Raw genomic sequence first — 13,692 nt, forward strand, 5'->3', positions numbered from 1 at the left:
CGTGGTCGCGTCGCGCCTGGTCGATCCGCATCGCGCGGCGCGGCTCACCGCGAAAGACATCCCCCATCTTCCGATCGAGCTCTCGGGCGACCGTGTCGTCGTGGGGCCGTTCGTCGTCCCCGGAGAGAGCGCCTGCATCGCCTGCGTCCACGCGTATCGGCGCGATCGCGACCCCGATTGGCCGCTCGTGGCGGCGCAGCTGCTCGCGCGACCGTCGGTCCCCACCGACCCGCTCCTGCTGGTCGAGGCGGCGACCCTCGCGGCCCGGATGCTGCGCAGCGGCGCGGTAGGACGCTCCGTCGTCCTCAGCGCCGCGGACGGGGTGGGCGAGAGCCGCGAACACCGCCCTCACGCAGGGTGCCTCTGCCGATCTCCTGAAGGAATCTGGAGCGCTGACGCTCCCGGTTCCCCGACCGCTGCGCCCACGACAGCGACAGCGTTCGCGCGGCCCGCGTGACGCCCACGTAGGCGAGACGCCGCTCCTCGTCGATCTGCTCGAACGTCGTCGCGTACGAGATCGGGAGGAGCCCTTCGCTGAGACCCATGAGGTGGACGTGGGGCCATTCGAGGCCCTTTGCGGCGTGGAGCGTCGCCAGGGTCACGGTGCGCATCGCGGGTTCGTGCTGCGCCTTGGCGCGGGCGGTGAGCTCGTCGGTGAAGCCGCGCAGAGTGGTCCCCTCCGGGGCTTCCTCGGCGAGGCGGAGCACCGCCGCCCGCGCTTCCCAGGCCTCGCGCAGCGCGCCGCCGGCGGGGGGCGCCTCGTCGGTCAGTCCGAGCGATCGCAGGACGTCGCGCACCGTGGCGATGAACGACCCCGACAGCGGCGCGACGGAGGCACCGCGGAGGGCCATGAGCGCCTGGCGCACCTCGGGCAGGTCCCAGAACCGCTTGCCCCCGAGGACCGTCGCCGGGATGCCGCGGCTCGAGAGGGCCGCCAGGAGCGGGGCCGACTGCGCGTTCAGCCGGTAGAGCACGGCGACGTCGTGCGGGTCGACACCTTCTCGGAGCTGCGCGGCGATCCGATCCGCGATGCCGTTCGCCTCGGCCGCGTCGTCCTCGTAGGACGTCACCTCGGGAGAGGGGCCGGCGGGCGCCGGTGTCACGAGCTGCAGGGCGCCGGGTCGCCCGCGCATGAGCTCGTTCGCGACGGCGAGGACCGCGGCATCCGATCGGTAGTTGCGTTCGAGGCGCACCACGGTGACGTCGTCGTCGCGCTCGGCGAACTCGAGCAGGTAGCGGGGGTCGGCGCCGGCGAACGAGTAGATGGTCTGGCTCGCGTCGCCGACGACGCACAGATCCTTGCGATCGCCCAGCCACAGCTGCAGCAGGCGGTGCTGCACGGGCGAGACGTCCTGGTACTCGTCGACGGTGAAGTGGCGGTACTGCTCGTGCACAGCCGCGGCGACGCGCGGCTCGGATTCGATCATCCCGGCGCAGGCGAGCAGGACGTCCTCGAAATCGAGCTGGCGTCGTTCGTCCTTCAGCTTCTCGTAGGCGCGCTGGAGGCCCACGAGGGGGTCGATCGACAGACCGGGGATGCCGCCGGCCCGGACGTCGGCGTAGTCCTCGATCGAGCGCATCGTGACCTTCCGCCACTCGATCTGGGAGGCCACATCGCGCAGCGTGGAGGCATCCAGTCGCAGACCGATCCCGTCCGCCGCGTGCGAGAGGAGCTTCACCTTGCTGTCGACGATCGCCGGCGCGGTGTCGCGCGCCACCTGGGGCCAGAAGAAGTTCAGCTGGGCGAGGGCCGCGGCGTGGAAGGTGCGGGCCGCGACGCCCTCGACGCCGAGTGCCCGGAGCCGGCCCCGCAGTTCGCCGGCTGCCTTCGTCGTGAAGGTGACCGCCATGACGCGCTGCGGCGAATAGGCGCCGGTGTCGACGCCGTGCGCGATCCGGTGGGTGATGACGCGCGTCTTCCCCGTGCCGGCGCCGGCGAGGACGCACACCTGACCGCGGAGGGTGCTCGCCGCCTCGCGCTGGCGGTCGTCGAGGTCGGCGAGCGGGTCCGCGCTCACTCCCCGACCCATCGGACGATGAGGCTCCGGGCGATGGAAGCCGGCCCGGGGAGACGGATGTCGCCGCCGCCCGCCAGAGCCTCGCGGATCTCCGCCCGGGTGAACCATCGCACGTCGAGGATCTCCTCGCCGTCGGGGCGGGCTTCATCGTCGGCGACGGCGAAGGCGGTGAAGCCGAGCATGAGCGAGCGCGGGTACGGCCACGCCTGCGATCCGCGGTAGACGATGCGGTCGAGGCGGACGCCCGCCTCCTCGGCGACCTCGCGCTCGACGGTGGTCTCGAGCGACTCGCCGGCCTCGACGAACCCCGCGAACGTGGAATAGGTCGGGATGTCGCCCCACGCGGCGTTCCGCCCGAGCAACAGACGCTCCCCGTCCGAGCTCGCGACGGCGACGATCACGGCGGGGTCGGTCCGGGGGAAGTGCTGGCGACCGCAGACGACGCACCGTCGGGACCAGCCCGCCTGCCGGATCTCGGTCGCCCCGCCGCAGGCCGGGCAGAACGGGGCGTCGAGCAGCCAGCGACCGAGGCTCAGCCCCTGCACGAAGCGGCCCGCCTCGTCGGCGTCGAGATCGCCTCCGACGACGCGCAGACTCCCCCACCCCGCGGCATCCACCGTCGGCTCGTCGGCTTTCGGCGACACGGCCGCCACGGCGACCGCGCGGTGCTGGGAATCGCGGCCGAGGAACGCCCAGACGGCGTCACCGGGAACGGCCTCGGGGGTGAGCCAGCGCAGCGCCGAGTTCTCGTCGAGCGGCGCGCGGTCGCCGTGAAGCAGCAGCACGCGCGTGTTGCGATCCGCTCGGATGCGGGTGAGCAGACCTTCGTCGAGCCGCTCTTCGGCTGCGCGGTCGATGACCGCTCGCGCCAGGGGCGGCGGGACGTCCTTCGTCGTCATCGAGGACCTCTCTTGCGGGCGTGGCGTGGGGGCGCGGGGCCGTGCCCCGCCTACCCTGGGGGGCATGGCACGCTCTCCTCTCACTCTAGCCGCGGCCGCCACGGCGGCTCTCTCGCAGGCGTCGGGTGTGCGCACGAGCATCACGGGTGCGGCTGCACTCAGCGAAGACGTCGGCCACCGTTACGACAGCGCGCTCCTCCACCTCGACGACGGCACCCGGCTCGTCGTCCGCGTTCCCGAGAGCGACGAGGCCGAGGCGGACGCCGTCCGCGAGACGACGGCGCTCGGCGCCCTCACGCCCGGAGTCCGGGCCATGTTGCCCTTCCGAGCCCCCGAGACCCTCGGGACCTCCCGCGTCGGCGGCCGCACGGCGCGCGTGCAGACCTACCTCGCCGGTTATCGGGTGGACGCCGCCCACGTCCCGCCGGGGCGCGGCGTCGCAACCGCCATCGCGGCCGCCATCGCCGGCATCCACGAGCTCCCCACCTCCATCGTCCACGGCGCGGGCCTGCCCGCCCGCACGGCCGCGCAGGTGCGGGCGGACACCGAGCGTCTCCTGGACCGCGCCGAGTCGACCGGACGACTGCCCTTCGGCCTCCTGCGACGGTGGAGCCGGGCTGTCGCGCTGGATGCGCTGTGGAACCTCGAACCCACCGTCATCCTCGGCGGCGTCGATCCGGCATCCTTCACCCTGACCGACGTCGAGGGGGTTCCCACCGTCGCCGGGCTGCTCCACTGGGGCGGGCTGAGCGTCGGCGACCCCGCGGAGGATCTGCGCTGGGTCGCCAGCGCACCCGACGCCGCCGCGGACGTCGTCGTGGCCTACGCCGCGGCGAGCGGGCGCGCCCCCGACGCGATGCTCGCCGAGCGCGCCCGGCTGCACGCCGAGCTCGAGTTCGCCAAGTGGCTCGTGCACGGTCACGACACGGCGTCGGAGTCGGTCATGACGGATGCCGTGGCCCTCCTCGAGTCCCTCGACGAGAGCGTCCGCGACGAGGCGCCGATCGGATCGGGGACCGTCAGCATCGACGACGCCCTGGCCGCACTGGGGCGCGTGCCGGCCAGCACCACGGGGGCCATCGACACCTCCATGCAGACCGATGCCTACGACCCCGGCATGCTCGACGGGTACGAGGACGACGATGCGGCGCCGGCGGCATCCGTCGTCGACCAGGAGACCGAGGCCCTCGAGTTCGGCGACTGGGCGGGTGCACAGGCGGAGACCCCCGCCGAGGAGAGCGACCCCGACGACGCCGCGAAGAACGCGCTCCGTCGCTGGACGGGGACCGCCTGACCCGCCGTCGCTTCGTCAGCCGCGGAGGATCAGACCGTCGGCGACGTAGAACAGCACGACGTCGATCCGGTCCATCGGAACCCCGTGCTTGGCGTGGTAGGCCCTGCGGTACAGCTCGAGCTGCAGCATCCGCTCGGTGCGCTCGGCCGGGGTGCGCGGCGGGCGACCCGTCTTCCAGTCCACGATCTCGATCCGGTCGCCCCGGCGGTACACCGCATCCAGCTTGCAGATGACGATGTGGGGACGGCCGTCGCCCAGCGCGTCGGGATCGACGAAATCGATCTCCGTCTCGACCTCGATCGGTTGAAGGGGACCCCACTCCGACGCCAGGAACGCGTCGCGCAGCCGGTCGAGCGCATCCGCGTCGGCCGGTGACATCGAGACCGATTCGTCGTCGTCCCAGAGGACGTCGTCGACCGAGCGCGACCGACCGACGAGACCGGACCGCTGCTCGACCCACGCGTGGAACAGCGTGCCGAGTCGCGTCTGCCGGTAGGGCCGTTCGGGCAGGGGGCGGGCGACCGCCGTCGCCGCCGCGTCGTAGTCGGCGACGAAGTCCTTGAACCGGGATGCGGGGATGCGGGTGGGCGCGACCCTCTCGCGGCCGGCCGCGCGCGCCGCACGCTCGGCGAGGAGCAGGTCGAGGTCGCGTGTCGGGGTCGCCGCCGGGGCGTTCATCGCCGCCTCGACCCGGGCCGCGGCCTCCCGCACCCGGGGTGCGCGCGATCCGAGGGGGTCGATCGGCCAGTCGAGCGTCGCCCGGGCACCCTCGTACGGGTTCTCGGCGACGTCCGCGTCGGGAAGCGCGATCCCGAGTTCCTCCGCGATCTCGCGGACGAACCGGCTGACCTCACGGGGCTTCTTGGTGCCGGCCCACGGCGAGGCGGAGATCAGCAGGTGCTCGCGGGCGCGCGTGACCGCGACGTAGGCGAGACGACGCTCCTCAGCGAGGTGGCGCTCCCGGATGCCGTCGGTGAACGACCCGAACGCCGTCTTGAGGTCCTGCTGGGAGGGGGCGTCGGGTGCGCGCCACCGCAGATCGGGCAGCCACTCCCGGTCGCCGCGGAAGGAGTACGGCAGCACACCGAATCCGAGCCATCCCTTCGAATCCTGCAAGCGGGCAGGCAGCTCCTCCTCGACGCCTCGGACGACGGCCACGGCATCCCACTCGAGGCCCTTCGACCCGTGGATCGTGAGCAGCTGGACCACGTCGTCCTCGGGCGGCTCGGTGCGCGGGGCGAACTCGTCGATTCGCTCCGCCCTATCGAGCCAGGCCAGCAGGCTCGGGAGCGAACCTCGCTCGTCCGTCTGCAGGAAGCCGTGGAGCTCGTCGATGAACGCCCGGAGCTGATCGGATGCCGTCCGTGCCGGACCGCGCGATTCGTTCGCGGCGAGCTCGATGTCGAGGCGCAGCTCGTTCTCGATGAGACGCACGAGTTCGGGGATCGGCAGACCCGCGGCTCGCCGGAGCCCGGCGAACACCGCTCCGGCATCGCGGAGGCGTTCCCGCGCCGCGGGGGTGAACCCGGCGAGCCAGCCGTGGTCCGGCTTCTGACGGGCCACGAAGTCGAGAGCGGCGACGAGCGAGCCGCCTTCGTCCCCCGCCGACGAGCGGATCGTCTCGGCGAGCTCCGGAGGCAGGGGCTGCAGGGCGGTGTCGTGACGGACGAGACGCGCGGCGACCTGGGCCAGCTCCCGCAGGTCGGCGAGACCGATCGCCCAGCGCGGCCCCGAGAGCAAGCGGATGAGAGCGGACCCGGCCCGCGGGTCGCTGATCACGCGGAGGGCCGAGACGACGTCGACCACCTCGGGCGTCGAGAGGAGTCCTCCCAGTCCGAGGATCCGATGCGGGATGCCGCGTCGCCCCAGCGCGTCCGCGAATCGGAGCATGTGCTTCTTGCTGCGGACGAGGACGGCTGCCGTCGTCGACCGTCCACCGCGGTGCCGCTCGTCCCGTACCGCTCGGAACCATTCGGCGACGGCATCCGCTTCCGCATCGACGTCCGTCTCGACCACGATGTCGACGCGACCCGTCGGCGCGCCCTCGCGAGGTCTCAGAGTCCCCACCTCGACGGGTGCCTCCAGCGGCGCGAGCACGGCGCCCGCCGCGCGGAGGACGTCGACGCCGTTTCGCCAGCTCGTCAGGAGCGAGTAGGTGCGGGCCCCGGCATCCGGGTCGAACGAGCGCGCGAAGTCGCCGAGGTTGCCTGCGCTCGCGCCGCGCCAGCCGTAGATGGACTGGTGCGGGTCGCCGACGGCCATCACCGCCGTGTCGCGGAAGAGGGTGGCCAGCAGGTCGGTCTGCACGACGGACGTGTCCTGGTACTCGTCGAGGAGCACGACCCGGTAACGCTGGCGGAGCTCCTCGGCGACCGACGGGTGGGCGCGGACGACCTGGAGGGCGCCGGCCACCTGGTCGGAGAAGTCGATGAGGCCACGCCGCCGCTTCTCGGCTTCGTAGGTGCGGGCGAGCGAGGTGAGGACGGCGAGCCCGGACACTTTCTCGGCCGCCGTCCGCACGTCGGCGTACACGGTGGTGGCGGCTCGCTGACTGGGCCGCTCGAGGACGCCCTGGAACTCCTCCGCGAAGGCGTCGAGGTCATCGAGGTCGGCGAGGTTGTCGACGCTGTCGCGTGCGATCCGCAGCGCCGCATCGATGATCGTCGACGGCCGCTCGATGCGATCGGGCAGGCGCGTGTCGTCGGAGGAGAGCACCACCTGACGCATGAGCAGCCACGCGGCGGACTCGCTGAGCACGACCGCCTCGGCGTCGCGCCCGATGCGGACCGCGTTCTCGCGCACGATGGCGTCGGCGAAGCTGTTGTAGGTCGACACGGCGGGGCGCTCCAGCATCGCATCGCCCGCTTCGGGAGTGGTCGGCTCGGGAGCCAGCGCGTCGAGCGCCGCGCGGCGCGCCGATTCGGGCGCGCCGGCTCGCTCCAGCTCGCCGAACACGGCCAGGCGACCCTCGTCGTTGAGCCGCTCGAGGTGCGGAAGCAGACCGCGCCGCTCGAACTCGGCCAGGCGGCGCAGGCGCGAGCCGATCCGCTCCGCGAGCTCGCCCGCGGCCTTGCGCGTGAAGGTCAGGCCGAGCACCTCGTCCCGGCGGACCAGGCCGTTCGCGACCAACCACACGACGCGCCCCGCCATCGTCTCGGTCTTGCCGCTGCCGGCACCGGCGACGACGAGAGCCGGGGCCAGGGGGGCGGAGATGACGGCCGACTGCTCGGGCGTCGGCGGGAACTGTCCGAGGGCCGCCGCGACGGTCTCGGGACTGAGGAGTGCGGTGCTCACGCGGAACTCACCGGACCGATCGTGTGGATGCGGCAGAGGCCACGGGTGTGGTCGTCACGGCAGTGCTCCTCGAACGGGGCGACGAACGAGGTCCCCCGCATCACGCGGACGGCCTCGTCGACGCGGCCGAGGAACGCGGCGCGCGTCTCGTCGTCGAAAGGTTCCTGGCGGGGTTCTGCGTACGGCGCGTTCCGGGTGCCTTTCAGGACGAGCAGCTTCGCTCCGCCCGGCGCGGCGCCTGCCACCTCGGGGATCGCACCCCGCTCGAACGCGAGCTGGTAGGCGGCGAGCTGCGGATTGTCGACCGCGGCGCGGTCGCTCGTCGCCTCGCTCCGGCCGGTCTTGAGGTCCACGATGACGACGCGTCCGTCCCTCGTCCTTTCGACCCGGTCGATGTAGCCCGAGAGGATCGCGGGATGCGCGGCATCCGCCACCGGCAGCGGCACCTCGAAGTGGGGCTCGGCGCCGACGAGGGTCGTGCCGGCTCGCTCGGTGTCGCGGAGGTAGGCGGCGAGGCGCGTCACGAGGTCGCGGGCGCGGCGGCGTTCGGCCTCGTCGATCCAGGCCGCCTCGAACTCGAGCTGCGACCAGCCTTCCTCGACGAACGCCCACAGCGCCTCGGGGTCCGCCGCGTCGGCATGCTCGAGCGCGGCATGCAGGAGGGTCCCGAGACCCGCCACGGCGCCGCCCGGATCGCCGCCGAGATCACCGATCACCCAATCGAGCTGACACTGCTCCAGTGCGTGGATGCGGGAGGGCGAGATGCGCAGGGGTTCGGCGTCGAGGTCGCGGATCGGGGCTGTCGAGGTCGGCTCGGCGAGGCCGTACCACTGGGCCGGGTCGGCACCCGGCACGCCCGCCGCCGCGAGCAATGCGAGCTGCCCGGCGGCATCCGTCCGATCGGATTCGGTGGTGCGCGGGTCGGTCAGACGGCGTCGGTGGCTCGCGACCAGCCCTCGGAGGGTCAGGGGGTGCTCCGCAGCACGCGGAGCCGGCGCCGCGGGAGGCAGGAGCTCGAACAGCACGCTCGGGCCGGAATCGTCGTCGTCGACCGCGGTCACGACGAGACGCGACCGGGCCCGCGAGACGGCGCGCGCGAACAGCCGCAGCTCGTCGTGCAGCACGCCCCGTCGGCGGTCGGCGGTGTCGACGTCGGCGTCCTGCTCGGCGAGCCGCGCCGTCTCGAGCAGACTCCCCCGCAGGCGCAGGTTCGGCCAGACGCCGTCCTGGACACCGGCGACGACGACGGTGTCGAACTCGAGCCCGAGCGCGGCCGCCGGCGTGGAGATCTGGACGCCGCTGGCCACCGTCCCGGTCCGCAGGCGGTCCTCGGCGACCTCGGACGACAGCAGCGCGCGGAGGTGATCGATCGGTGCCGTGCCGTCCTCCCGCTCGCCGTGACGCTTCGCGGCTTCGAAGAGGGCGACGACGGCGTCGAGGTCGCGCCGCGCCTGATCGGCGAGCGGACCCTGGCCGTCGGCGAGCGTGCGCAGCTGGCGCTCGAGCCCCCGCTGCTCCCACACCGTCCACAGCAGCTCGTGCGCGGTCGCACCCGACTGGAGCTGCTCGCCCACCTCGGCGAGCGTCCGCGCGAGCCGAGCCGCGCGTCGCGCCTCGGGCGTGTCGATGATGTCGAACTCGATCGGATGCCGCGCCCCCGCCGCCAGCAGTTCGCGAGCCGACCTCTCCCCACCCGACCGCAGCTCGGCGTGGCGGAGGGCGGCGCGCAGCCTCCGCAGCTCGACGGGATCGAGTCCCCCGCCGACGAGCACGTCGAGCACGTCGTCGTCGGTGCGGAGCTCGGTGGCGACGGCGGCCAGGTCGACCGCGCGCAGGAGGTCGCGCACGATCGGCGTCTCGGCGAGGGCTCGCGCGGGGCCGACGGCGGCGGTCGGGACGTCGCGCGCAGACAGCTCCGCCTCGAGCGCCGTCACCTGACGCGAATCGTGGGCGATGACCGCGCACTGCTCCCACGGGACGCCGTCATGCACGTGCCGCTCGCGCAGGAGCCGGGCGATCAGATCGAACTCCTCCGCCCCCGAGCGAAGCGCGAAGGCGCGCACGCTGTCGTCTGCCTCGAGGCCGACGGGCGGATGCCGGTGCGCCACCAATCCCGCCGCGCCGATGCGGGACGTGACCTGGGCGGTGAGGTCGCGCTGGGCGGCGGTCCCCCGGTGCACGCTGCCCAGGACGTACGTGCTCGTGGCGAGACGGGCGAAGTTCTCGGGGCGGGCGCCGCGGAAGGATCCCGATCCGACGTCCGGGTCGCCGAACGCCAGCACCGCGACGCCCCGCATCCGGCACGCCTCCAGCAGTTCGACGCCGCCCAGGGTGACCTCCTGCGCATCGTCGACGAGGATCGCGCGCAGTCCCGCGACCGCGCCGAGAGCGGGCGAGCCCGCGGGAGCGTCGCGGAGGAGCCCGACCGCTTCGCGCACGAGACCCGCCGCGTCACGGTGCGCGCCGCGCATGCGGGCGCGGACGGCGCGGTACTCGTGCGCGAAGGATGCGAGCGATGCCCAGACGGGGCGGTCGGTCGCCGCGGCGCGCGCCGCGAGCTGCTCGGGTTCGATGCCGAGGGTGGTCATCTCGGCGAGGAAGGCGCGGATCTCCGCGCGCAGACCCGCGCCGGAGCGGATGTCGGCGGGCAGCCATTCCGGCCATCGCGAGGGCCCGCTCTGCTCGTCCTCCGCGTCGCCGGCGAGGAGGTCGCCGATGATTCGGTCCTCGTCGGGGCCGGTGAGCAGCTGCGGCGGCTCGTCCCCGCGGTGGACGGCGTGCGCGCGGACGACCTGATAGGCGAAGGCGGCGACGGAGCGGGCCAGCGGGCCGCTCGTCGCCACGCCCACGCCGACGGCGAGCCGGTCGCGGAGCGCTGTGGCCGCCGTGCGCGTGGGGGTGAGCACGAGGATCTGCTCGGGCGGCATCCCGCCGTCGACGAGCGCGACGACGCGACGGACCAGGGTCGATGTCTTGCCGGTGCCGGGAGCTCCGATCACGACACCGGACGCGTCGGAGGGGAGGGAGGTCACCGCATCCTGCGCCGGGTCGGAACGGAGGGGCGCGGCGGGCATGCGCTCCACGCTAATCGGCGTCGCCGACACCGGTGCACCACCCCTCCCGCGCGCCGGCCGCAGCCGCGTTCGCCGACAGCGAGCGCGGGCCCGCGGCCACGGCGGGAGCGGGTGTCGTAGGCTCGAGAAGCGCCCGGAGACCCGGGCCGGGAAAGGCAGGCATCACCGTGGAGATCCGCATCGGCATCGCGAACTCGCGCGAGCTCGGCTTCGACTCGAACGAGACGGCCGACGCCGTGAAGCAGACGATCATCACCGCCCTCGACAGCGGTGCGAGCTACGTGACCCTCGCCGACGCGAAGGGCGCGACCTACCTCATCCCCACGGCGGGCATCACGTTCGTCGAGGTCGGCACCGACCAGTCCCGGCGCGTCGGCTTCGTCGCCTGACATGCTCGTCGTCCTGGCACTGGTCTTCGGGGCGATCGCCGGGGCGGCCGCGCACTACGCGCTGCCGCTGCGCTCCCTGCGCGGCGTGGCCCTCGGCCCCCTGCTGGGGAGCCTGTTGGGTGCCGGCACCTGGACGGCCATGACGTGGGCCGGGGTCGGTCCGGATCAGGGATGGATCTGGCTCGTGAGCATCGCCGTCCCCGTCGTGGTGACGCCCACCGCTCTGCTCGCGCTGTCGCGGCTGCGCGCCGCACACGACGCGCGGACGCGCACCGAACTCGGCATCGCCTAGCCCGCGCCTTCTCGGGGGGCCCGCGCCCTCTCAGGCGTCGAGGCCGATGCCGGTCATCCGTCGCGAGTGCGCGCCGAGCAGTTGCGTGAACACGGGCTCGACCTGCTTCTCGTCGTCCCGATCGAGCGCACCCGGGCGCTCTGCGGCGCCCGAGCGGAGTGCACCCCGGGCGACCAGGAGCGTGTCGCCCACGAGTCGGCGCCCCCACATGCTGAGAAGCGACCGCAGTTCGTCGTCGGCCGCAATGGCGTCGGTGATGATGCCGACGAGCGGTGACCGGTCGGCATCCGCTCGGAGGATGGCGGCGGCGCGGCGGCCCGTGTCGCCGTAGCTCCCCGACAGCGACAGGTAGAAGTCGTCGAGCAGGCCCGCGGTGACGTGCACCGTCAGCATGGTCTCGAGGGGACGGATGCCGTGGGTCGCCCGACGGAACGCGTCGAGCGGTTCGCGGAACGGCAGCATGAGCTCGAGCGGATCCTCACCGCGGTCGCGGATGAGCGCCACGAGGGCCTGATGCTTGAACAGCGCCGCGCCGGCGGCACGGGAGAGCGACTCCTTGTGCGCGAGCTCGGGACTGCGTTCGATGACCGAGCTCAGCGTCTCGACGTAGCCGAGCTGCAGATAGGCGGCCTGACCGAGGTACGTCGCGACGTCGGGGGCGAGCTGCTGGAAGTCGACACGGCGAACGTCGCTCGCCTCATCGCGCGAACGCAGTCGAAGGATGCGCCCGGGGGGCCGTCGTCGCTGCCAGAACCACCTCACCACGGGGCCAGCCTACGGGGCGGGAGGCACCCCTCCGGTAGGGTGGATCCGTCCCGGCGTCGGATCGGGACCCCGCGCCTGGGGCTGAGTGAAGGGCGTGGACCCACATCACGGCGGCATCTCACCGCCAGACAGGCACGGAAAAGCATGACCACGTTCGCAGAGCTCGGCGTCGACCAGGACATCGTCGACACCCTCGCCGCCAAGGGGATCGTCGACACGTTCCCCATCCAGGAGCAGACGATTCCGCTGGGCCTTCCCGGCCAGGACATCATCGGCCAGGCGAAGACCGGTACCGGCAAGACCTTCGGCTTCGGCATCCCCGTCGTCCAGCGCCTCGGCCTGAACCCCGAGCCCGGCGTCAAGGCCCTCATCGTGGTCCCGACGCGCGAGCTCGCCGTCCAGGTCTACGAGGACATGGACATGCTGACCTCGGGCCGCGCCACGAGCGTGGTCGCCATCTACGGCGGCAAGGCGTACGAGGGTCAGATCGACCAGCTCAAGGCCGGCGCGCAGATCGTCGTCGGCACACCGGGCCGACTCATCGACCTCAACAACCAGCGTCTGCTCGACCTGTCGCACGCGACCGAGGTCGTGCTCGACGAAGCAGACAAGATGCTCGACCTCGGCTTCCTCCCCGACATCGAGAAGATCTTCCAGAAGGTCGCGCCCGTCCGTCACACGATGCTCTACTCGGCGACCATGCCCGGACCGATCGTCGCGCTCGCCCGCCGCTTCATGTCGAACCCGATCCACATCCGCGCGAGCGACCCCGACGAGGGCCTCACGCAGGCCAACATCAAGCACCTCGTCTACCGGGCGCACTCGCTCGACAAGGACGAGGTCATCGCACGCATCCTGCAGGCCGAGGGTCGCGGCAAGACCGTCATCTTCACGCGCACCAAGCGCGCCGCCCAGCGCCTCGTCGACGAGCTCAGCGACCGCGGCTTCAGCGCCGGCGCCGTCCACGGCGACATGAGCCAGGAGGCCCGCGAGCGCTCGATGGCCGCCTTCAAGGCGGGCAAGCGCGACGTCCTCATCGCGACCGACGTCGCCGCGCGCGGCATCGACGTGGACGACGTGACCCACGTCATCAACCACACGATCCCCGATGACGAGCAGACGTACCTCCACCGCGCCGGCCGCACCGGCCGTGCCGGCAAGACGGGCATCGCGGTGACCTTCGTCGACTGGGACGACCTGCACAAGTGGGCGCTCATCAACCGGGCGCTCGACTTCGGCCAGCCCGAACCCCTCGAGACCTACTCGTCGAGCCCTCACCTGTTCGAGGAGCTCGACATCCCCGTCGGCACCAAGGGTCGCATCACCGCCGCCCCCAAGGCCGCTCCCGCGCGCTCGTCCGCGGCGCCCGCCCGGGCTGCAGACGCCGCCGCGGACCAGTCAGCGGATGCCGGCATCAGCCGTCGTCGCCGTCGCCGCCGCGGGGACGACGTCAGGGTCGGTTCGACGTTCGAGCAGGAGCCCGGCGCCGCGGCATCCGCCTCGGCGAACTCGACGTCGGATTCGGCGGACCGTGCCGTGGACGGCGCCGGCACGCATGACGGGGCCGGCAAGGAGCACCACGACGGCAAGCCCGCCCCCGCGCGGCGCCGTCGCCGCCGCCGTGGCGGATCCGGCGGCGCAGCACCGATCGCCGGCGCCTGAGCCGG

9 protein-coding genes are annotated in these 13,692 nt (G+C 73.0%); 4 read left to right on the top strand and 5 right to left on the bottom strand.

Translation table 11 applies throughout. The features are described from left to right. Nucleotides 1–305: 305 nt before the first annotated feature. Both BLR68_RS01490 and nudC read right to left on the bottom strand, forming a co-directional pair. The gene (locus BLR68_RS01490; RefSeq protein WP_018188250.1) at nucleotides 306–2,018 is read right to left on the bottom strand and encodes an ATP-dependent helicase; all 1,713 of its coding nucleotides are present in this window, start codon (nucleotides 2,016–2,018) and stop codon (nucleotides 306–308) included. After that, nucleotides 2,015–2,917, bottom strand: a complete 903-nt coding sequence (gene nudC / locus BLR68_RS01495) for an NAD(+) diphosphatase (protein WP_018188251.1) — start codon at nucleotides 2,915–2,917, stop codon at nucleotides 2,015–2,017. Before nudC ends, BLR68_RS01490 begins: the two co-directional genes overlap by 4 nt. A gap of 64 nt (nucleotides 2,918–2,981) precedes the next feature. Here nudC and BLR68_RS01500 point away from each other — a divergent pair, with 64 nt between their 5' ends. Then, complete coding sequence (locus tag BLR68_RS01500) at nucleotides 2,982–4,211, top strand: phosphotransferase (RefSeq protein WP_026302981.1); 1,230 nt, start codon at nucleotides 2,982–2,984, stop codon at nucleotides 4,209–4,211. Nucleotides 4,212–4,226: 15 nt separating this feature from the next. On the opposite strand, the gene BLR68_RS01505 is transcribed toward BLR68_RS01500, so the two are convergent. Both BLR68_RS01505 and BLR68_RS01510 read right to left on the bottom strand, forming a co-directional pair. Next, nucleotides 4,227–7,505: an ATP-dependent DNA helicase gene (locus tag BLR68_RS01505; RefSeq protein WP_018188253.1), complete on the bottom strand. Its 3,279-nt coding sequence runs from the start codon at nucleotides 7,503–7,505 to the stop codon at nucleotides 4,227–4,229. Continuing rightward, complete coding sequence (locus BLR68_RS01510) at nucleotides 7,502–10,579, bottom strand: ATP-dependent helicase (RefSeq protein ID WP_018188254.1); 3,078 nt, start codon at nucleotides 10,577–10,579, stop codon at nucleotides 7,502–7,504. Before BLR68_RS01510 ends, BLR68_RS01505 begins: the two co-directional genes overlap by 4 nt. Nucleotides 10,580–10,746: 167 nt before the next feature. Between BLR68_RS01510 and BLR68_RS01515 the strand changes: the two genes are divergently transcribed. Both BLR68_RS01515 and BLR68_RS01520 read left to right on the top strand, forming a co-directional pair. Further along, the gene (locus BLR68_RS01515; protein ID WP_018188255.1) at nucleotides 10,747–10,968 is read left to right on the top strand and encodes a DUF3107 domain-containing protein; all 222 of its coding nucleotides are present in this window, start codon (nucleotides 10,747–10,749) and stop codon (nucleotides 10,966–10,968) included. Nucleotide 10,969: 1 nt separating this feature from the next. Continuing rightward, nucleotides 10,970–11,260 carry a hypothetical protein gene (locus BLR68_RS01520; RefSeq protein WP_018188256.1) on the top strand — a complete coding sequence of 97 codons (291 nt, stop codon included), beginning with the start codon at nucleotides 10,970–10,972 and terminating at the stop codon, nucleotides 11,258–11,260. A gap of 30 nt (nucleotides 11,261–11,290) precedes the next feature. Here BLR68_RS01520 and BLR68_RS01525 read toward each other — a convergent pair whose 3' ends face one another. Beyond that, the gene (locus BLR68_RS01525; RefSeq protein WP_018188257.1) at nucleotides 11,291–12,025 is read right to left on the bottom strand and encodes a ferritin-like fold-containing protein; all 735 of its coding nucleotides are present in this window, start codon (nucleotides 12,023–12,025) and stop codon (nucleotides 11,291–11,293) included. Nucleotides 12,026–12,169: 144 nt separating this feature from the next. On the opposite strand from BLR68_RS01525, the gene BLR68_RS01530 reads away from it, so the two are divergent. Next, nucleotides 12,170–13,687, top strand: a complete 1,518-nt coding sequence (locus tag BLR68_RS01530; RefSeq protein WP_018188258.1) for a DEAD/DEAH box helicase — start codon at nucleotides 12,170–12,172, stop codon at nucleotides 13,685–13,687. Nucleotides 13,688–13,692: the final 5 nt, after the last annotated feature.

This window comes from Microbacterium sp. 77mftsu3.1 (assembly GCF_900100525.1).
GTDB lineage: Bacteria > Actinomycetota > Actinomycetes > Actinomycetales > Microbacteriaceae > Microbacterium > Microbacterium aquilitoris.

Coding starts and splice junctions, on each gene's coding strand:
- nudC (WP_018188251.1), bottom strand. CDS start 2,917: ATGACGACGAAGGACGTCCCGCCGCCCCTGGCGCGAGCGGTCATCGAC.
- BLR68_RS01500 (WP_026302981.1), top strand. CDS start 2,982: ATGGCACGCTCTCCTCTCACTCTAGCCGCGGCCGCCACGGCGGCTCTC.
- BLR68_RS01510 (WP_018188254.1), bottom strand. CDS start 10,579: ATGCCCGCCGCGCCCCTCCGTTCCGACCCGGCGCAGGATGCGGTGACC.
- BLR68_RS01520 (WP_018188256.1), top strand. CDS start 10,970: ATGCTCGTCGTCCTGGCACTGGTCTTCGGGGCGATCGCCGGGGCGGCC.
- BLR68_RS01530 (WP_018188258.1), top strand. CDS start 12,170: ATGACCACGTTCGCAGAGCTCGGCGTCGACCAGGACATCGTCGACACC.